Raw genomic sequence first — 20,471 nt, forward strand, 5'->3', positions numbered from 1 at the left:
CAGTCTGGGATGCGGCATTCAACACATCCACTTCGAGCAAAGACAACTACCGCCCCTGCATTCGAATCGTACATGGGTTGGAGATGGTCATGCGCAACATTGCACTGGTGATTGCATTCGTGATCTTGTTGACCGCGCCGGCTTCGGCTCAGAAGGCCGAGATTGAAGCGGTCAACACGAAATGGATTGAATTGTTCAACAAGGGCGACTTCTCTGGGATTGCGTCACTCTACAGCACTGATGCGACCGTATTGCCGCCCGGTTCTGCGATGGTACACGGCCGGGCAGCCATCGAGGCAATGTGGAAAGGCATGGCGGAACAAGTTGGCGATCCGAAACTCACAACCGTTGACGTTAAGCCCCTTGGCCCTTCCGCGGCACGCGAGATCGGCACGTTCGTTCTGAAGACCAAGGGGCCGACGCCGCAAGACTTGACGGGGAAGTATGTCGTTGTTTGGGAAAAGGCCGGAAATGAATGGAAGCTCACCACCGACATATGGAACGAGGGCAAGTAGGATCGTTCATAGGTCTGCTTCGCGCCAAAAATGGTTGTGCGTTCGGTCGTGACCAAACTGGCCATTCGAAAGGCGGTATCCTGGACAGAGTCTCTAGTCTGGATCGGACCTCAGCTTCTGGCCCGAATGCGAGGTCCGGAAGCCCTCTGAATTGTCGGCTCGGCGGAGTAGACCAGACACGGCTGGCCGACCTTTCGAACGGCGCTTTTGACCAAGCGCGGAGATTACGGCGGCTGACGGCTATCTTTCGACCGTGGATGTTACTCGCCGGTAGTGCCGTGAAAACGCCTGTCGACCTTACGCGGCGCTCGTTGCAAATGAAGCGTCGTCCTTCGCGGACAAACGGGAGGGCCCAGCCCTCGTCAATTGCCGGGACTAGATTCGATCACGTAGCCCTTTAACGCCTTCCCCTTCGGCGCAATGCTCGCAACAAAAAAAGGTGCCGGACTTTTCCAATCCGTGCCCGACGATGCGGATGCCGCAATGATCGCAGGTCGGCGCGAGAGCGTGAATGGCGCACTCGAAACTATCGAAGGTATGCGCCTTGCCGTTCATTGTGACCTGAAAGGTCTTGTCATAATCATTGCCGCAGGTTTCACATGTAGCCATGATATCCGCCTTCACTGATGACGCGGTTGTCCCTTTGCGTTGAGTGAATTCAATAACGGGGTCTCCAAAGGTTGGTTCCTCATTGTTACGCGCAACATCGATAAGCCCGGCCTCCGTTGACACGGATTAATCGAGCAGTCTCATCCTCCGGAATCCGACAGCATCTTCTGGAGTGTTGTCTCGACCGAGTGCGGCGATATCCCAAGCTCGGCAAAGCCAGGCATATCTGGCGATAACACGGTGTCGATCTGCATCAGCTCCACTTGATTGCGCGTCAGGAATGGAATCCGGAGCATTTCGGAGGCCCACGCCAGTGCATGCCAAGCGGTAAACGGGATCGGAAGCAGTCGAGGCGCAAGTCCGGCTTGATGCGCCACGGCTCTAAGCAACTCCTCGTAAGAGTAGACGCGAGGGCCGCCGAACTCGAAGATCCCTGGCGTCTCGGCGCGCTGCATGATCCGGCCAATGGCATCCGCAACATCATCCACATAGGCCGGCTGTAATCTGGTCGCGCCGCGGCCGAACATTGGATAGACGGGAAGCTGGCGGAGAAGCTTGAGGATGACGACAAGAAACGCGTCGTCCGGTCCGAACATCACCGCCGGACGGATGAAGGTTGCTTCGGCGAACGCGGCCCGGACCGCCAGTTCGCCCTCGCCGCGCTTTCGAATGTAGCGTGATTGTGAGGCGGCATCGGCGCCAATTCCTGAAATGTGGACGAACCTTTTGACTCCAGCCCTGCGCGCTTGGAGTGCTACCCGCCGGGCGGCCTCGACATGAACGGAATGAAAAGTCTCCGCTCCGCGCTCGAAGTAAAGACTGACCGCATTTACGACGCCGTAAGCGCCGGCAAGCGCATCTGCGACCGATCGCTCGTCGTGAATGTTGGCCTCTACGGATTGAAGTTGCGGATCATCGGCACCAGGCAGGGTGTAGCCGTGGTCTGGATGCCTTGACGCGATCCGAACGGGAAATCCGCGTGAGCGCAGATGTTGAACGATGCGGCGGCCCAGAAACCCGGTTCCGCCCAACACGGTGACGATCTGACCGTTCGTTGCCACCATGGCCCATTCGCCAATTCATGTCGAAACCTCCCCATTATAGCGGGTTCGAGCGCTGCTACGAGGAATAACTGCAAGTCTACGAATGATGACGCCAAATCTCCCAGCGGTCTTCCAGCACGGACGCGCAAAGAGCACACAAGGGATATCGATGGCAGCCGCGGCTATCGCGATCGGCCCCGGCGGCGCGCTTCGTCAACACGACTGTCTTGAAACTGTTGAGTCCTCGCCGCATGCAAAAGCGTCGTCATTTACGTCGCCGTGGCTGCGGCTTGGCATACCGCGTAACGAAGCCCCTCTCTTGACCGAGCGTGACCGCGACCGTGGCACTTACCGCGGGTAAACGCGATTTCGGCTGTTGCCCGTCGCGGACATAACCCTTGGGCCCACGGTGGCCACTTTCAGCGGTGGAGCCGATTAAGGGCGGTGGCGCCGCAAGGTTCTTTTGACCCAAACCGGACTGCGCCGACCTAACGCACGCAAGCACTACCGCAGCGAGTGAAAAACCGCGGATCTATTTTTGAGTGATTGACAGGCCAAATCCTCATACAAGAGCTGGTCTTGGTTTTCAGCGTTAGCTCTAAGAGGCCGTAATCGTGGATGGGTCAGGGAAATATCGCTCTTATGCCAAACTGATTTGTACCGCAGCCAAGCTCGATGATCCGCGCATTGAGGAGGCGTTTCGCTCTGTGAAACGCGAGCCCTTCGCCGGACCGGGCCCCTGGTGGCTGAACCTCGGCGCCCAATCATACGTGCAAACGCCCGACGATGATCCGGCGTTTCTCTATCAAGACCTGCTCCTCGCATTGGATCGGGAGCGAGGGATCAATATCGGCCAGCCCAGCGCTCACGCCTATTGGCTGGGAGCCTGCAATATCAAGAGTGCCGAGACCGTGGTGCAGGTTGGGGCAGGCAGCGGGTACTGCACCGCGATTCTCGCGCATCTGGTCGGCGCGGACGGCCGGGTGTATGCGCATGAGATTCGACGAGCCATTGTCGGCGCGGGCTCGCGAGAACCTTAAAGATCTGCATCAGATAGAGGTGCGAATGCAATCGGGCGTCGCGTCGGACTTGCCGCAAGCCGACCTGATCTACGTTTGCCCCGGATCCGCGCAGCCAAGCCGTATGTGGCTCGACGCTTTGCGCCCTGGAGGGCGCCTCTTGTTCCCGTTAGCCCCACAGGGTGTCTTCGGAGGCATGCTGCTAGTTGCGCGTCCCCACCAAGGCTCCGGGTGGCCAGCGAAGTTTGTGACGCGCGCCGGATTTATCGGCTGCGTGGGTCTTCAAGACGAGGAAGCTGGTGGTCGTTTGACTGAGGCGTTTTCGAAGAATTGGGACAGCGTGCGCTCGCTTCGCCTCGGCGGGGCACCTGATGACAGTTGCTGGTTTGCGGGTGACGGTTGGTGGCTTTCAACGGTGAATGCCTGAGGGTTAGCAAATGCCGAGGAACGTTCCGCCACAACCCCCACCGATCGATGTCTCTTTTTGGGCCCTTTGCGGAGACGGCGCCATGTCCAGCTTGAGTCCGAACGGGCTTTAACGCCGCCATCGGCCGACAATCCTAACCTATTCTCGCCCTAGATCGTGACCTGCGTTCCCACCTCGACGACGCGGCCTGTGGGGATCTGGAAATAGTCGGTGGCGTCGTTGGCGGCGCGGCTGAGGCGGATGAACAGCAAATCCTGCCAGCGCGGCATGCCGGAATGGGCGGCGGGTTTCAGCGCGCGGCGGGACAGGAAGAACGACGTCGACATGATGTCGAACTGCCAGCCGAGCTTGCGGGCGATCGCCAGCGTCTTCGGCACATTGGGGGATTCCATGAATCCGAATTTCAGCGTGATTCGCGAGAAGGTCTCGCTGAGCTGCTCCATCCGCACCCGCTCGGCATCGTCGATCCGTGGCGTCGGCGCGGTCTCGATGGTGAGAATGACGTTCTTCTCATGCAGCACCTTGTAGTGCTTCAGGCTGTGCATCAGCGCCGTCGGCGCGCAGTGGGGATCGGAGGTCAGGAACACGGCCGTGCCGGGGACCCGCTGCGGCGGACGCTTCTCCAGCATCGCTACCAGATCGGCGAGCGGGAATTCCAGCTTGCGCGATTTCTCGAACAGCAGGCGGCTGCCGCGACGCCATGTATACATCAAGAGCATCACGATGCCGCCGAGCGCCAGCGGCACCCAGCCGCCCTCGAACACCTTCAACAGATTGGCGGCAAGGAAGGTGACATCGAGAAACAGGAACGGCGCGATCAGCGCGGCGGCCGCGATCGGCGACCATCTCCAGACCCGCCAGATCACGACAAAGCCCATCATGGCCGTGACCACCATGGTTCCGGTCACGGAGATTCCGTAGGCGGACGCCAGCGCGCTCGACGAGCGAAACAGGACCACCAGCAGCATCACCGCCAGCAACAGCAGCATGTTGATGCGCGGAATATAGATCTGGCCGGAATGCGCTTCCGAGGTGTGGCGGATTTCGAACCGCGGCATCAGGCCAAGCTGGATGGCCTGACGCGTCAGCGAATAGGCACCGGTGATGACGGCCTGGCTCGCGATCACGGTCGCCGCGGTTGCGAGCGCGACCATCGGGATCAGCGCCCAGTCCGGGAACATCAGGAAGAACGGGTTTTCGATCGCCTTGGGGTCGGCAATCAGAAGCGCGCCCTGCCCCAGATAGTTCACCGCCAGCGACGGCAGCACGATGAAGAGCCAGGCGGTCTGGATCGGCCGTTTGCCGAAATGGCCGAGGTCGGCATAGAGCGCTTCCGCGCCGGTAACGGCGAGAAACACCGCGCCCAGCGTCACGAAGCCGATCAGGCCGTGATGGAGCATGAAGGAGACGGCGTGGAGCGGGTTGAGCGCCAGCAGCACTTCGGGATGGCGCATGATCTGCGGCACGGCCGCAATCGCAATGACGGCGAACCAGACGCACATCACCGGTCCGAAGAACGCGGCAACGCGCGCGGTGCCGCGGGATTGCACAGCAAACAGCGCCACCAGAATGATGACCGTCAGCGGCACGACATAGTGTTCGAAGGTGACGGTGACGAGCTTGATGCCCTCGATCGCAGATAATACCGACAGCGCCGGCGTGATCACCGCGTCGCCATAGAACAACGCGCCGGAGATGATGCCGAGCAGCACGATCGCCGCCTTGCCCTTGCCGACCGCGCGTTGCGCCAGCGCCATCAGCGCCAGCGTTCCGCCCTCGCCATTGTTGTCGGCGCGCAACAGGATGACGACGTATTTCAGCGTCACCACGACTACCAGCGCCCACAGGATCAGCGAGAGCACGCCGAGCACCGCCTGCGGCGTGGCACCGGCCGAAGTCTCGCTCGCGGCCACCACCGCTTCGCGCAGCGCGTACAAGGGGCTGGTGCCGATGTCGCCATAGACGACGCCGATACTGCCGAGCATCAGCGCCTTGAAGGTGGCGGTGGAATGCGCTTCGCCATGACCATTGGCCGCGGGCGTTTCCGCCGCGGGGATCGCAAACTGGACTGACATGAGACGGGGCCTCGGATCTTTGCCGCACTGCACAAGTGCAGAAGCGCAGCCCTATACTCCCGGGACCAATAGACCGGTTAGCCGGAATTCAGGCCTCCGGTATGCGCCTCCCGCATGGACGACGGAAGATGCTCACCGGCCAGTTTTTCTGTGAAATCAGACGGTTACCTGGGTACCCACCTCGACGACCCGCCCGGTGGGTATCTGGAAATAGTCGGTGGCGTCGTTCGCCGACCGGCTCATCGCGATGAACAGATGATCCTGCCAGAGCGGCATGCCCGACTGCGCCGAGGGCTTCAGCGACCGCCGCGACACGAAGAACGAGGTCGCCATGATGTCGAACTGCCAGCCGAGCTTGCGCGCGATCACCAGCGCTTTGGGCACGTTCGGCGATTCCATGAAGCCGAACCGCAACCGCACCGTGGAAAACTTCTCGCTGATGGTTTCCATCTTGACGCGCTCGGAAACGTCGACCCGCGGCGTCTGGGCGGTTTCGATGGTCAGGATCACATTGTGTTCGTGCAGCACCTTGTTGTGCTTGAGATTGTGCATCAGCGCGGTCGGCACGAAGCTCGGGTCGGACGTCAGAAACACCGCAGTGCCCTTGACGATGTGGGGCGGACGCTTTTCCAGGCTCTTGATCAGGTCCGCCAGCGGCACCTCGATGCGGCGCGTCTTGGCAGTCAGGATGGCGGCACCGCGGCGCCAGGTCCAGATCATCACCGCCACCGCAACGCCGAACAGCAGCGGCACCCAAGCGCCTTCGAACAGCTTCAAGAGGTTGGCGGCAAAGAAGCTCATGTCGACGACGACGAGGGGCACGATCACGGCCGCCGCCGTCGCCGCGCGCCAGTTCCACAATTTCCAGATCACGACAAAGCCCATGATGCCGTCGACGACCATGGTCGTGGACACGGCGATGCCGTAGGCGGAAGCGAGACCGCTCGAGGTGCGGAACAACAGCACCAGCAGCACGACCCCGATCAGCAGTAGCCGGTTGACGCGCGGCAGATAAATCTGGCCGGCATGCGTCTCCGAGGTATAGCGCACTTCGAAACGCGGCAGGAGCCCGAGCTGCACCGCCTGGCGGATCAGCGAAAACGCCCCCGTGATCACCGCCTGACTGGCGATCACCGTCGCTGCGGTCGCCAACACCACGAGCGGCAACACCAGGATCTCCGGGACCATCCGGTAGAACGAGCTTGTGATCGTCGATGGGTCGGATAACACCAGCGCGCCCTGCCCGAAATAATTGATCAGGAGCGCCGGCAGCACGAAATAGAACCAGCCGGTCTGGATCGGCTTGCGCCCGAAATGCCCGAGATCGGCGTAAAGCGCCTCGCCGCCGGTCACCGCCAGAAACACCAGCCCCATTGTCACCAGACCGATGGTGCCGTGGGTGAGCATGAACTGGATCGCGTACCAGGGATTGATCGCCGCCATCACGGTCGGATCGTCGCTGATATGGATCAAACCCAATACCGCCAGCGTCGCGAACCAGACCACCATGACGGGTCCGAACAGCGAGGCGACGCGCGCGGTGCCGCTACTCTGCACCGAGAACAGCACGACCAGAATGAAGATCGTCAGCGGCACTACGTAGTGTTCGAGCGAGGGCGTAACCAGCTTGAGACCTTCGACTGCCGACAAAACCGAGATCGCCGGCGTGATCATGGAATCGCCGATGAACATCGACGCGCCGACTACGCCGAGCGCCAGCAACGGCCAGCTTCGGCGGCCCATTGCCCGTTGCCCAAGCGCCATCAGGGAGAGCGTGCCGCCCTCGCCATTGTTGTCGGCGCGCAACAGTAGCAGCACATATTTGGCTGTCACCACGATGAACAGCGACCACAGGATCAGCGAGAGCACGCCGAGGACGATGGTACGCGTGACCTCCTGTCCGTTCGCCGCGTGGGACACGGCCTCGCGGAACGCATACAGCGGCGAGGTGCCGATATCGCCGAACACCACGCCGATGCTGCCCAGCGTCAGGGCCCAAAAGCCTGAGGTAGCGTGCCCCTCATGGGCCTCGGTGGATGTGACGCTGACAGCCATGATGGAGAAGGAACGTTCTCGTCGTTGAATTGATCCGGGCGGCTATCGACGCTTCCGCGTTGCCTGTCAATCATCGCGCGACCATAGCACCACGCGCGATATGGGTTGGCGCAAAGTAGCCACAGCGCCGCGATGGTATTATGGTAGCGAACCGTTTACGGCTTCAAGTTTGGTGGAAGCGGTGGATTTTCGCGCATCAACGTGATGGTAACGCGACGGTTTGCCGGCAGCGTCGGATCATCGGGAAACAGTGGCTGGCTGTCGGCCTTTCCGCCAACGGCGTAGACGTGGGATGCCGGCAGCCCTTCGCGTTCGAGGATCTGGCGCACGGCGTTGGCGCGGTCCGCCGACAGATCGAACGCGCCGTATTCGCCGCGCGCCGGCACGAAGCCGGCAGACGTATGGCCGACAATGTTGACCCGTAGCGGTGTCGCCTTCAGCGGCACGGCCAGTTTCTGGATCAGCCGGCGGGTGCGGTCGTACGGGACCTTGGAGCCGTCGGCGAACATCGAGCGGCCATCCTGGTCGACGATTTCGAGATTGAGGCCCTCTTTCGTCTCCTCGAACATGATGTTCTTGGACATTTCGGTCAGTTCCGGCATGTCCTGCAGCGCCTGGCGCAACGAGGCCGCGGCGAGCGCGAACTCGCGATCGACTTTCAGGCGGGCGCCGTTTTCGCGCTGACGGTCCCTGTCCTCGGGCGTCGGGGTATTGGAGGCATCCTCGGGTGAAATATGCTCGATATTCTTCAGCTTCGGCCGCGTCGGCAGGCCGTCGGATTCGACGATTCCCGAATGCCGGGACTCGGTCTGCACGCCAAACGCCTCGCGCATCGAGCCGGCGACGATCTTGAGCTTCTGCTGATCCTGGCTTGAGAAAGCAACCAGCATCACAAAGAACGACAGCAACAACGCCATCAGGTCGGCGAACGTCACGAACCAGCCGTGACCGCCATGCGCCTCTTCGCGTTTTTTCTTGGCCATGCTTTATGTCCGCGCCTGGATGCCGCCCGCCGATCAGGCCGCAACCAGTTCGCCTTCCTCCTGGCGGTGTTTTTCGGGCAGATAGGCCAGCAGCATCTCACGCACCAGCGCCGGGCTCTTGGAATCGCGGATCATCAGGATGCCGTCGATGATCAGCGTGCGATTGGTTTCCTCGTCGATCAGCTTGCCATGCAGCTTGTCGGCGATCGGCAGGCAGATCAGGTTGGCGACAATAGCACCGTAAAGCGTCGCCAGCAGGGCCACGGCCATGAACGGGCCGAGTTTGGACGGGTCCGACATGTTAGAGAACATCTGCACCATGCCGAGCAGCGTGCCGATCATGCCGAACGCCGGCGCGCAGTCGCCGATCGCACGATAGATCTTCGAACCCTCGTTCAGGTGCATCAGAAAATTGTCGCGATCGCGCTCCATGTTGTCGCGGATGAATTCGAGATCGTAGCCGTCGGCGACGTAGCGAATGCCCTTGGCGAGAAACGGCTCGTCGGTCTCGACCTTTTCCAGCCCGACCGGGCCCTGCTTGCGGGCGATTTCGGCGATGCGCGCCAACTCGTCGACCAGATCGCGCGCCGAGAGGCGGCTCATGGTGAAGGCGAATTTCGCGCCCAGCGGCATGCCGTGCAGGATCGCGCTGAGCGGAAAGCGTATCATTGTCGCGGCGAACGAACCGCCGAAGATGATGATGACGGCATGGACGTCGTAGAACATCCGGAAATCACCGCCCATCAGGATCAGCGTCGCCAGAACGACAGAGCCGGCTGCCAGGCCAACGAGCGTGGTGATATCCATTCTGAACTCCAACGCGTACGCAAACTACCGGCCATCCTGACCGGTCGCGCGCTCCGTCCGGAGCCAGCGCAGAGGAACCCTACGACCGCGCAATTAAAGAGCCGTAAAGGTTAAACTCGAACAGGGATCGTAAAATTGCGGGGCGGCGACCTGCGCAATCTCAAGGATTGGCTAACCATGGCGGCTGGCGGTTACTGCGCCTGGGTGCCGATGCCGGCTGACTTGATGATCGGCCACCATTTTTCGATCTCAACCTTCTGGAAGGCGGCCGGCCCTTCCGGCGTCTGCTGCGTGTGCGGCGCGACGTCGAGGCCGAGTTCGCTAAAGCGCTTCTGGATCGCGGGGTCGGCCAGCGCCTCCGTTGTCGCCGCGTTGAGCTTGGCGATGATCTCCTTCGGCGTGCCCTTCGGGGCCCAGAAACCGAACCAGCCGGACATATACAGGCCGGGCACGCCACTCTCGTCCGCGGTCGGAATATCCGGCATCGAGGCCGAACGCATCGGCGAAAGATTGGCGAGCGCCTTGATCTTGCCGGCGCGGATCTGCGGCAGCGCCACCGCACCCTGCACCACCAGCAAGTCGACCGTGCCCGAGACGAGATCGGTCATCGCCGGCCCGGCGCCGCGATAGGGAATGAACTGCACCTTCTGTTTGATCAGGTTCTCGAACAACACGCCGGTGACGTTCGCCGCTGCATTCTGGTTGACGAAATTGATCTTGCCGGGGTTTTCCTTCATCCACGCCACGAGCTCGGTCAGCGTATTCGCTGGCAGGTCTTTGTTGGCGACCATGAGCTGCGGATTGTTCGAGACAAGCGCGATCGGCTCAAAATCCGTTTCGAGGTCGTAGTCTAGCTTTTAGATGATGCTGCCGACATGGGTGTCCCACTGGCCGATGTCGAAGGTGTAGCCGTCGGGCGCGGCGCGCGCGACGCGGCCAATGCCAATGCTGCCGCCGGCGCCGCCGACATTTTCGATTACGACGGACTGCCCGAGCGATGCGCGCATCCGCTCGCCCATGATGCGGGCGGCGGTGTCGGTCGATCCGCCCGGCGGGAACGGCACGACCAGCGTCATCGGGCGGGAGGGATAGGTTTGCGCCTGCGCGGCTGCGACACCGAGAAGGAACGATAATGACAGTGTCGCCCAGAACCCTCTCATGACGCTCCCCCTCGCCCGATTGTTAGATCCGACTTTTTGTCAGTGAATCTCCGCCGAGCGCTTCAGCGCCTCTTTCAGTTTTTCCAGCGTGAAGTCCGAGCTGCGCGCGATCTCCAGGATCGGCGTCTCGCGCCGGCCGCAGAGCTCGGCGGCCTCCGGAATCTTCGCCGCGATATCGACGGGGATCACGATCGCGCCGTGCTGGTCGGCGTGGATCAGATCGTCGGAATGCACCGTCATGCCGGCGACGCGCACTTCACCGCCCCAGTGTTCGGCATGGACCCAGGCATGCGACGGTCCGATCGAACCAGCCAAGGCCTGGAAGCCCGGCGCCCATTGCGGGATATCGCGGATCGAGCCGTCGGTGATGACGCCGAGGCAGCCGAGCGCCTTGTGCACGTTGCTCTGCACCTCGCCCCAGAACGCGCCGTAGCCGACATCGGCGCCGTCGATATCCTGGATCACGGTGATGCGCGGGCCGAAGCCGGTGCCGACATATTCGTAATAGGCGATGCGGCGCCTCGCCTGCTCGTCGGGCGGAAGGGTGGATTTGAGCACCGAGCGGATCGTCACCGTGCGGGCATAACCGACCATCGGCGGCAGATCGGGAAACGGACAGACCAGCGGCTTGGTGGTGTAGCCGATCAGGCGGCGTTCGGGCGCCACGATCTCCATCGCATTGCAGATCGTCGGGGTGTCGTAGCGCACCAGCGCCTCGAGGACGGAAGCAGGCAGCGGGGCGGTAACGGCTTTGTTCACGGCGTTCTCTCCTGATTTTTCGGCCCGGCTCTTTGAGGCCGTATGTCGCTAAGCCCTATAGCCGAGATTGCAGGAGAACCCAACTCGGCAGCGGCTCATGGCAGCTATATCGGAGCGTAGCGCGGGACGATCAGTTCAGCCGCGCCGGCCGTTCGTCCTCGGTGTCATCAGAGGCCGGCGAAAACGTCGCTGCTGGAGATGATGGCGCGACGGGTTCAGCAGTCGTTGCAGCCGACTGCGCCGCGGCGGTGTTGCGCTCGTGGTCGCGATAGGACTTCCAGCCCAAGGGCAGGCTCGCGAGATACAGCACCGAGCCGATCGACAGGATATGCCAGGGATAGCCGATCAGAAGCGCGACGAAGAATACGACCGAGACGAAGACCGGCAGCACCATTTCCGGCGGCACTCGCATCTTCACGGTCTTGCCGGAAAATACCGGCAGGCGCGACACCATCAGGCAGGCAATCAGCAGCGTGTAGGCCGCGGTCAGCATGGCCGGCGGCTTGGGGATGCCGAGAAACGCCAGATAGAACGGCAGCATCGCAAGGATCGCGCCGGCCGGCGCCGGTACGCCGGTGAAATAATTCGCCGCAAAGGCAGGCTTGTTCGGATCGTCGATACTGGCGTTGAAGCGCGCTAGCCGCAGGCCACCCGCGATCGCAAACACCATCGCCGCGATCCAGCCGCCATTGTTCAACTCCTGGAGCTGCCAGAAATACAGCATCAGGCCGGGCGCGACGCCGAAATTGACGAAATCCGCCAGGCTGTCGAGCTCGGCGCCGAATTTCGACTGGCCCTTGATCATGCGCGCGACGCGGCCGTCGACCCCGTCGAGCACCGCCGCGAATACGATCGCAGCGACCGCGAGCTCCATCCGCCCCTCGATCGACAGGCGGATCGCCGTCAGCCCGGCGCAGATCGCGAGCAAGGTAATGACATTGGGTACCAGCATCCGCACCGGGATCGGGCGAAACCGGCGGCGGCGCAATTCAGGGTATTTGGGGTCAAATGGCGTCATGGCTCGCCATTATATAGCAAGCGCCGGCCCGCTCCGCCATTGCGTGTCCGGCCGAAAGGCCCAGCCATTCTGATAGTTAATCGGCGCGAAAAGTCCGCCCCTGCTCGGTCGATCCGAAATCGGCCAAAATCGTCTCGCCGGCAATCGCCGTTTGGCCTTCCGAAACCAGCGATCTCGTGCCTTCGGGCAGATAGACGTCCAGACGCGAGCCGAAACGGATCAGGCCGAACCGCTCGCCGGCGCCGATCGACTGGCCTTCCCGCACGAATGAGACAATCCGCCGCGCCACCAACCCGGCGATCTGGACCACGCCGATCCGTCCGTTCGTGGTCGAGATGACCAGCGAGTTGCGCTCATTGTCTTCGCTGGCCTTGTCGAGCTCGGCGTTGATGAAGGTGCCGGGACGGTAGGCGATACGGTCGATGCGGCCCGTCACCGGGCTGCGGTTCACGTGGCAGTTGAACACGCTCATGAAGATCGAGATGCGCGGCAACGGCCGGTCGCCGAGGCCGAGTTCGGCCGGCGGCAGCACCTGCGCGACCATGGAGACGCGGCCATCGGCCGGCGACACCACGATGCCGTCGCGTACCGGCGTGACGCGAACGGGATCGCGGAAGAACAGCGCGCACCAGACGGTCAAGCCAGTGCCGATCCAACCCAGCGGCGTCCAGATCCAGAACAGGATCAGACTGACCAGCGCAAAGCCGCCGATGAAGGGATAGCCCTCGGGATGAACAGACGGGATCTGCGCGCGGATGGAATTCGCAATCGACATTAGGGCTCGCTGTTATCTGGCCGGCTTCCTGCTTTGGAAGTAGCGCCGTATTTGGATTATTCCGCGGCTGTTGCCAAGGGATCTTTGGATTGTGGCTGGTCCTTGGACGGCTCATTGAGCGGATCATCGACTGGCGGCGGAGCGCGGTTCGGCGCCTCCTTGTCATCGTCGATCTGCGCCAGCTTCTCGCGCGCCTCCTCGGCTTCACGCTGCCTGTTCCACATGCTGGCATAAAGCCCGCCCGTAGCCAAAAGCCTGGCGTGCGTGCCGCGCTCGGCGATGCGCCCTTGATCCAGCACGATAATTTCATCGGCGCCGACGATGGTCGAGAGCCGGTGTGCAATTACGAGCGAGGTGCGGCCGCGCGAGACGCGCTCCAGCGCTTCCTGGATTTCGTGTTCAGTGTGACTGTCGAGCGCCGACGTCGCCTCGTCCAGCACCAGGATCGGCGGCGCTTTCAAGATCGTGCGCGCGATCGCCACGCGCTGCTTCTCGCCGCCGGACAGTTTCAGGCCGCGCTCGCCGACCTGGGTTTCGTAGCCCTTGGGTGAGTTGCGAATAAAGCTGTCGATCTGCGCCAGTTGCGCCGCCTCTTCCACCTCGGCATCGCCGGCGTCCCAGCGGCCGTAGCGGATATTGTAGCGGATGTTGTCGTTGAACAGCACGGTATCCTGCGGCACCATGCCGATCGACGCACGCAGGCTCGCCTGCGTGACGTTGCGGATGTCCTGGCCGTCGATCAGGATTTTCCCGCTGGAAACGTCATAGAGGCGGAATAAGAGTCGCGAAATCGTCGACTTGCCCGCGCCGGAAGGACCGACGATCGCGACCGTCTTGCCGGCGGGCACCTCGAAGCTGAGGCCCTTGAGGATCGGCCGCTCCGGATCATAGGCAAAGCGCACGTCGTCGAAGCGCACATTCCCGGAGCTGACGACAAGCGGCGCGGCGCCGGGGATGTCCTTGATCTCCGGATTGCGCGACAGCACGTTGAACATCTTCTCGATGTCGATGATCGCCTGCTTGATCTCGCGATACACCATGCCCATGAAATTCAGCGGTTGGTAGAGCTGGATCATCATGGCGTTGACCAGCACGAAATCGCCGACCGTGTTGGTGCCGTTGCGGACGCCGAGCGCGCACATCAGCATGATCGCGGTGAGGCCGAAGGTGAAGATGATGGCCTGCCCGGTGTTGAGCACCGCGAGCGACGTATAGGTCTTCACGCTGTTGCGCTCGTAACGCTCCATCGAACGGTCGTAGCGCTCGGCCTCGCGCTGCTCCGCGCTGAAATATTTCACCGTCTCGTAATTGAGCAGCGAGTCGATAGCCTTGGTGTTCGCTTCGGTGTCGGAATCGTTCATCTTGCGGCGGATCTCGATCCGCCATTCGGTCGCGAGATAGGTGTAGTACATATAGATCACGACCGTGATCGCGGTGACCAGCACGTAGCGCCAGTCGAACTGCCACAGCAGCACCGCCATCAGCAGCGACACCTCGACGATGGTCGGGATCAACTGCAGGATCACCATCCGCACGATCACCTCGATGGCGGTCCGGCCGCGCTCCAAAACGCGCGTCAGGCCGCCGGTCTTGCGCTCCAGATGAAAGCGCAGTGACAATTCGTGCATGTGAACGAAGGTGATGTAGGCGAGCTTTCGCACCGCATGCATGGCGACGCGGGCGAAGATGCCGTCGCGCCACTGCGTCAGCACCGCCATCAGTACACGCACCGCGCCGTAACTTGCGGTCATCAGCAGTGGCGAGGCAATCAGCCACAGCATCCAGTTCGACGGCTCGACCGGCGCCGTGCCCATGCCGTTGAGCGCATCGATCGCCCATTTGAAGGTGAACGGCACCGTCAGCGTCGCGAGCTTCGCGGCGAGCAACAGCACCATCGACCAGACCACGCGCATTTTCAGGTCGGTGCGGTCGCCGGGCCAGATATAGGGCCACAGGTGAACCAGCGTGCCGATCAGGGTCGCTTCTTCAGGTGCGTTGTCGGCCGGCAGTTGGGCGGTATCGGTGCGCGAATCAGGATCAGCCATCGCTGTCGCGCCCAACGCAGGATGGCGCACCGGCCGCCGTCAAATGGTTTCTGATGATCTGCATAGGTCCGTCATATAGAGCGTTTAACTCTCGCGTACAGCCTTGAAAGATAAATCTTTCCCCCGTTTGGTTTTATTTCGGGCCTATTTCTGCTGCATCAGCGAAGTCAACCAGACTTGAGGTTTCCTGGGTGCAGTGCCACATGGTCTTTATGGATCAAATCAAAACTGTCTGTGTCTATTGCGGCTCCGGCTCCGGCTCCAGCCCCCGCTTCGTCGAAGCCGCCCACGCTTTGGGAAAGAATTTTGCCGAGAACAATATCCGGCTCGTCTATGGCGGCGGCTCCGTTGGCCTGATGGGCGCGGTCGCCAAATCCACGCTGGATCACGGCGGCCTGGTCACCGGCATCATCCCGGATTTTCTCAAGTCCCGCGAGCACGCGCTGTCACGCGTTCAAGAAATGATCGTCACGCCCGACATGCACGAACGCAAGCGGCTGATGTTCGAACGCTCGGACGCGTTTGTGGCGCTGCCCGGCGGCATCGGCACGCTGGAGGAACTGGTCGAGCAGATGACCTGGCAGCAACTCGGCCGTCATTCCAAGCCGGTGCTGCTCGCCAACATCGATGGCTTCTGGGAGCCGCTGATCGCGCTGCTGGCGCATATGCGCTCAACCGAATTCATCCGCCCGTCGCTGGACATCGACATTCTCAAGGCCGAGCGGGTCGAGGACATCGTGCCGCGCCTGCGCGCCGCTGCCGCGCGGGCGCCGACGGGTACCAAGGAAATGGCACCGGAATTGGCGCAGAAGCTTTAGGCCGCCACGGCTTCACTCGCTTGGAAACGTGACGGCCTCGATGCGATTGCGGTCGGGATCGATGACGAACGCCGCGTAATACTTGACACGATCATGCGGCCGAATGCCCGGCGCGCCGTCGGAACGGCCGCCGGCGTTGAGTGCGGCGGCATGAAACGCGTCGACATCACTCGTTGTTTTGGCACGAAGGCAAATGTGCGTTCCGCTTTCGGGCGCGACCGGCGCCATGCCGGCGCGCAGGTTAATCCAGAATTCGGGGTAGGTTTTACCGAAGCCGATGGTGGCCGGACGGGTGACGAGACGTGAGAGGCCGAGCGGCGCGAGGGTGGCTTCATAGAAGCGAGCGGAACGTTCGAGGTCGCTGACGCCGACGGAGATGTGATCGATCATGAATAGCCTCCGCTCTCTCCCGTCATTGCGAGGAGCTCTAATGGCGGTGTCTGTGGCACCGCTCCGCCCCTCCTCACGCCGGCGCGCTCGATTTCACCAGCTTGTAAATCACCGAATCCATCAGCGCCTGGAACGAGGCGTCGATGATATTGGGTGAGACGCCGATGGTGGTCCAGCTCTCGCCGTTCTCGTCCTCGCTCTCGATCAGGACCCGCGTCACCGCTTCCGTGCCGCCGTTGAGGATACGCACGCGGTAATCGATCAGCTTCAGGCCTTCGATGTATTTCTGGTACTTGCCGAGATCCTTGCGCAGCGCGACGTCGAGCGCGTTGACCGGGCCATTGCCTTCCGCTGCCGAGATCAGCCGCTCGCCGGCGACGTCGACCTTCACCACGGCAAGCGCCACCGTGACGCGCTGGCCATTGGCGTTGTAGCGCTGCTCGACATTTACATCGAACTGCTCGACCTTGAAATATTCCGGCACGCGGCCGAGCGTACGCCGCGCCAGGAGATCAAACGAGGCATTGGCGGATTCATAGGCGAAGCCGGCCGCTTCCCGCTCCTTCAGCTCCTCGACGAGGCGCGCCAGTTTTGGATCGTTCTTTTCATAAGCGATGCCGGCGCGGTCGAGTTCGGCCATCACGTTGGAGCGACCGGCCTGGTCCGATACCAGCACTTTGCGGTGATTGCCCACGGACTCTGGCGATACGTGTTCGTAGGTCTGCGGATCCTTCAGGACCGCAGAAGCATGAATACCAGTTTTGGTCACAAACGCGCTCTCGCCGACGTAAGGCGCATGGCGGTTCGGTGCGCGGTTGAGCATGTCATCCAACGTGCGCGACACCTTCATCAGCGTCGCCATCTTTTCGTCCGTGACGCCGATTTCCAACGCGTCGGAGAATTCGTTCTTCAGCCGCAGTGTCGGGATCAGGGAACAGAGGTTGGCATTGCCGCAACGCTCGCCGAGCCCGTTCAGCGTGCCCTGAATCTGCCGCGCGCCCGCGCGGACCGCGGCCAGCGAATTGGCGACTGCCTGCTCGGTGTCGTTATGGGCGTGGATGCCGACATGGCTGCCCGGGATGTGCTTCACGACGGCGCCTACGATGGTTTCGATTTCATGCGGCATGGTGCCGCCATTGGTGTCGCACAGCACGACCCAGCGCGCGCCGGAATCATAGGCCGCCCTGGCGCAGGCGAGCGCGAAATCGGCATTCTCCTTGTAGCCATCGAAGAAGTGTTCGCAGTCGACCATCACCTCACGCCCCGCAGCCTTCGCAGCAGCGACGCTGTCGCGGATCGAGGCGAGGTTTTCCTCGTTGGTGGTCTCCAGCGCCACCCGCACCTGATAGGCGCTGGATTTTGCGACGAAGCAGATCGCATCGGCCTTGGCCTCGATCAGCGCCGCTAGCCCCGGATCGTTCGAGGCCGAGCGGCCGGGACGCCGCGTCATGCCGAACGCGGTGAATTTCGCGTATTCGAGCTTCGGATTTTCGGCGAAGAATTCGGTGTCGGTCGGATTGGCGCCGGGATAGCCGCCTTCAACGTAGTCGATGCCGAGATCATCCAGCATCTGCGCGATGATCTGCTTGTCATGCAGCGTGAAATCCACGCCGTTGGTCTGCGCACCGTCGCGTAATGTCGTGTCGAACAGATAAAGGCGTTCGCGGCTCATGTCGGCGCTCCCGGCGCGGCGCTATCGGCCAGCGTCTTCTGCATCGTGGTGTTGGCGAGCCATTCGCCGTTGAGCGAGACGGTGTTGCGCTGCTTGGCGGTATAGCCGCGCTTTCTGAACAACGGCTCGGCAGTGTCGCTGGCATCGACGGTCAGGGTTTTCGCGCCGCGGGCGCCCGCCAGTTTCTCCAACGCATCGACCAGCATCGATGCAACCCCCTGCCCCGCGACGCTCGGGTGAACGAAGAGCATATCGATATGGTCAGCGCCCTTCAGCGAGGCGAAGCCGACCGGCGCGTTCTGAATGGTTGCGATCAGCGTCAACTGCCCGGCCAACCGCTTGCCGAATTGCTCCTCGTCCTCGGCCGTCGCAGCCCAGGCTTCCTGCTGTGCCTCGCTATAATCGTCGCCGGTCAGCCCCTCGATAGCGGCAACGAAGATCGCCGCCAGCATCGGAACATCTGCCGGCAAAAACGGCCGCAAGCCAGGTTTGGGCAATGCCTGTCCCATCGCGTCAAAGCACTCCGAACAATCTCAGGGCCAGCACGACCGCGGCAACGATTAGCGCCCATTTGATGAAGATGTAGTAGCGCCAGTGTTTGGGAAACGGGGTATCGGGTTTTTCCATCACGCGATCTCCCAGGTGGTGACAGGTTTCCCGTCCTTATCCTTGGCGTCCTTGATGGTAACGCCCATCGCGGCGAGTTCGTCGCGGATGCGGTCAGATTCTTTGAAGTCCTTGCGCGCCCGCGCCGCCGCGCGATCCGCAATCAGGCGATCGACCTGGTCGGCATCTATGCCGCTCGCCTGCTGCTTCCGCCCTTTCCACTCCGCAGCGCTCATCGAGAGGAAGCCGAGCAGCCGGAGCGACGCCGCAAACTCGCCGCGTTCCCGCGCCCCACCGGACGCAGCCGCGTTGCGCAGGCCGTGCAGGACAGCCATCGCCAGCGCCGTGTTGAGGTCGTCATAGAGCGCCTCGATCATGGCCGGCGACGGCTCGCTGGCGACGGCGTCGGCTGCGATCGCGTACCAATCATCGAGCGTCTTTGCGCTCTCTTCCGCACCCTTCAGAGTCCAGTCGAGAGGTGAACGATAATGCGTCTTGAGCATGCTCAGACGCAGCACCTCGCCCGGCCAATCGGCCAGCATCTCGCGAATCGTGAAGAAGTTGCCGAGCGACTTCGACATCTTCTCGCTTTCCAGCTGCAGGAAGCCGTTGTGCATCCAGACATTCGCCATGCGGTCGGAATGAAAGGCGCAACAGGTCTGCGCCAGCTCGTTCTCATGGTGCGGAAACACCAGGTCGATGCCGCCGCCATGAATGTCGAACTTCTCGCCGAGATGTTTCCAGGCCATCGCCGAGCATTCGATGTGCCAGCCGGGGCGGCCTTCTACCTTGATGCCTGATGGCGACGGCCAGGACGGCTCGCCCGGCTTCGACGGCTTCCACAGCACGAAATCGGTATTGTCGCGCTTATAGGGAGCAACATCGACGCGGGCGCCGGCGATCATCTCGTCGAGCGAGCGTTTTGACAGCGCGCCATAGCGCGGCATCACGGAATTGGCTTCGTTCATCGCCTGCGGCGAGAACAGCACGTGATCTTCCGCGACATAGGCAAAGCCGCCGGCAACCAGCTTCTCGATGATCGTTCGCATCTCCGGGATGTGCTCGGTCGCGCGCGGCTGCACCGTCGGGGCCAAGCAGCCGAGCGCGGTGACGTCGTCCTGGTATTGCTGATACGTCTCTTCGGTGACCTTGCGGATCGCCTCGTTCAGCGGCACGCCGGGATAGTCGCGCGCGGCGCGGACGTTGATCTTGTCGTCGACGTCGGTGATGTTGCGGACATAGGTCACGCGATCCGCGCCGTAGCGATGGCGCAGCACCCGAAACAGCACGTCGAACACGATGGCCGCGCGACCGTTGCCGATATGGGCGAAGTCGTAGACTGTCGGTCCGCAGGCATACATGCGGACGTTGTCGGCATTAAGCGGCACGAACGGCCGCTTCTCCTTGGTCAACGTATCGTAGAGGCGCAGTTCCATGGAAAACCCATCCCTTGCGGCCGGGCGTCCAGTGATCTCATTTTTGAGAAAAGACGGCCTCAGCCAGCGAATCGCTAGCTAATAATCTCGCGGCAAATGGCGCAGATGGCGAGGAGACCGTTCATGGTTCCACCATTGCGGTATCGGAAGCGCGCCGTCAAGGCCTTGCTTGTGCCCGATTTGGAGCCGATCAGGCCGGCGAACTCCCGCCATTCGCTGCCGCCCTCGGCCCTCATGGTTAATCATTATTAACCGTTTG

Annotated in this window: 17 protein-coding genes and 1 pseudogene; 3 read left to right on the forward strand and 15 right to left on the reverse strand. The window is 62.0% G+C overall.

Going from position 1 to position 20,471, the window contains the following annotated elements; all coding sequences use genetic code 11:
• Positions 1 to 89: 89 nt before the first annotated feature.
• Positions 90 to 515, forward strand: coding sequence for a YybH family protein (locus HCN58_RS15425; RefSeq protein WP_171580197.1), 426 nt, complete (start codon positions 90 to 92; stop codon positions 513 to 515).
• Positions 516 to 890: 375 nt separating this feature from the next.
• Here the strand turns inward: HCN58_RS15425 and HCN58_RS15430 are convergent, their stop codons facing one another.
• Together HCN58_RS15430 and HCN58_RS15435 are read right to left on the reverse strand one after the other, a co-directional pair.
• On the reverse strand, positions 891 to 1,247 hold the full coding sequence (locus HCN58_RS15430) for a metallothionein (RefSeq protein ID WP_235983625.1): 357 nt from the start codon (positions 1,245 to 1,247) through the stop codon (positions 891 to 893).
• Positions 1,248 to 1,264: 17 nt separating this feature from the next.
• The gene (locus HCN58_RS15435) at positions 1,265 to 2,188 is read right to left on the reverse strand and encodes a complex I NDUFA9 subunit family protein (protein ID WP_171580198.1); all 924 of its coding nucleotides are present in this window, start codon (positions 2,186 to 2,188) and stop codon (positions 1,265 to 1,267) included.
• A 593-nt stretch (positions 2,189 to 2,781) separates the two neighbouring features.
• On the opposite strand from HCN58_RS15435, the gene HCN58_RS37085 reads away from it, so the two are divergent.
• Complete coding sequence (locus tag HCN58_RS37085) at positions 2,782 to 3,207, forward strand: protein-L-isoaspartate O-methyltransferase family protein (RefSeq protein ID WP_311966817.1); 426 nt, start codon at positions 2,782 to 2,784, stop codon at positions 3,205 to 3,207.
• Positions 3,208 to 3,762: 555 nt separating this feature from the next.
• Here HCN58_RS37085 and HCN58_RS15445 read toward each other — a convergent pair.
• The 9 genes and pseudogenes from HCN58_RS15445 to HCN58_RS15485 all read right to left on the reverse strand — a co-directional run bounded on the left by HCN58_RS15445 (position 3,763) and on the right by HCN58_RS15485 (position 15,290).
• Positions 3,763 to 5,688, reverse strand: a complete 1,926-nt coding sequence (locus HCN58_RS15445; RefSeq protein WP_171580199.1) for a potassium transporter Kup — start codon at positions 5,686 to 5,688, stop codon at positions 3,763 to 3,765.
• 156 nt (positions 5,689 to 5,844) lie between these two features.
• Positions 5,845 to 7,743: a potassium transporter Kup gene (locus tag HCN58_RS15450; protein WP_171580200.1), complete on the reverse strand. Its 1,899-nt coding sequence runs from the start codon at positions 7,741 to 7,743 to the stop codon at positions 5,845 to 5,847.
• Between the two features lie 155 nt (positions 7,744 to 7,898).
• Entirely contained in the window at positions 7,899 to 8,726 is an 828-nt protein-coding gene (locus HCN58_RS15455; protein ID WP_171580201.1) for an OmpA/MotB family protein, read from the reverse strand.
• A 33-nt stretch (positions 8,727 to 8,759) separates the two neighbouring features.
• The gene (locus HCN58_RS15460) at positions 8,760 to 9,533 is read right to left on the reverse strand and encodes a motility protein A (protein ID WP_171580202.1); all 774 of its coding nucleotides are present in this window, start codon (positions 9,531 to 9,533) and stop codon (positions 8,760 to 8,762) included.
• A 191-nt stretch (positions 9,534 to 9,724) separates the two neighbouring features.
• Positions 9,725 to 10,693, reverse strand: a pseudogene (locus tag HCN58_RS15465) (Bug family tripartite tricarboxylate transporter substrate binding protein).
• 39 nt (positions 10,694 to 10,732) lie between these two features.
• Positions 10,733 to 11,452, reverse strand: a complete 720-nt coding sequence (locus HCN58_RS15470) for an RraA family protein (protein ID WP_171580203.1) — start codon at positions 11,450 to 11,452, stop codon at positions 10,733 to 10,735.
• Positions 11,453 to 11,582: 130 nt separating this feature from the next.
• The gene (locus HCN58_RS15475) at positions 11,583 to 12,470 is read right to left on the reverse strand and encodes a CDP-alcohol phosphatidyltransferase family protein (RefSeq protein ID WP_171580204.1); all 888 of its coding nucleotides are present in this window, start codon (positions 12,468 to 12,470) and stop codon (positions 11,583 to 11,585) included.
• Positions 12,471 to 12,546: 76 nt separating this feature from the next.
• Positions 12,547 to 13,245, reverse strand: coding sequence for a phosphatidylserine decarboxylase (locus tag HCN58_RS15480; RefSeq protein ID WP_171580205.1), 699 nt, complete (start codon positions 13,243 to 13,245; stop codon positions 12,547 to 12,549).
• A 56-nt stretch (positions 13,246 to 13,301) separates the two neighbouring features.
• Positions 13,302 to 15,290 (reverse strand): ABCB family ABC transporter ATP-binding protein/permease, encoded by a 1,989-nt coding sequence (locus HCN58_RS15485; protein WP_171580206.1) that lies wholly within the window; start codon positions 15,288 to 15,290, stop codon positions 13,302 to 13,304.
• Positions 15,291 to 15,502: 212 nt separating this feature from the next.
• Between HCN58_RS15485 and HCN58_RS15490 the strand changes: the two genes are divergently transcribed.
• Positions 15,503 to 16,108, forward strand: a complete 606-nt coding sequence (locus HCN58_RS15490; protein WP_171580207.1) for an LOG family protein — start codon at positions 15,503 to 15,505, stop codon at positions 16,106 to 16,108.
• 12 nt (positions 16,109 to 16,120) lie between these two features.
• Here HCN58_RS15490 and HCN58_RS15495 read toward each other — a convergent pair whose 3' ends face one another.
• The 4 genes from HCN58_RS15495 to cysS all read right to left on the reverse strand — a co-directional run bounded on the left by HCN58_RS15495 (position 16,121) and on the right by cysS (position 20,212).
• On the reverse strand, positions 16,121 to 16,498 hold the full coding sequence (locus HCN58_RS15495; RefSeq protein WP_171580208.1) for a VOC family protein: 378 nt from the start codon (positions 16,496 to 16,498) through the stop codon (positions 16,121 to 16,123).
• Between the two features lie 73 nt (positions 16,499 to 16,571).
• A complete protein-coding gene (gene cimA / locus HCN58_RS15500) occupies positions 16,572 to 18,170 on the reverse strand; it encodes a citramalate synthase (protein WP_171580209.1) in 1,599 nt (532 codons plus the stop codon).
• Positions 18,167 to 18,679 (reverse strand): GNAT family N-acetyltransferase, encoded by a 513-nt coding sequence (locus HCN58_RS15505; RefSeq protein WP_171580210.1) that lies wholly within the window; start codon positions 18,677 to 18,679, stop codon positions 18,167 to 18,169. The genes cimA and HCN58_RS15505 overlap by 4 nt, the downstream gene beginning before the upstream one ends.
• A 117-nt stretch (positions 18,680 to 18,796) precedes the next feature.
• A complete protein-coding gene (gene cysS, locus HCN58_RS15510) occupies positions 18,797 to 20,212 on the reverse strand; it encodes a cysteine--tRNA ligase (protein WP_171580211.1) in 1,416 nt (471 codons plus the stop codon).
• Positions 20,213 to 20,471 lie beyond the last annotated feature (259 nt).

It is taken from the genome of Bradyrhizobium australiense (assembly GCF_013114825.1).
Classification (GTDB): Bacteria; Pseudomonadota; Alphaproteobacteria; order Rhizobiales; family Xanthobacteraceae; genus Bradyrhizobium; species Bradyrhizobium australiense.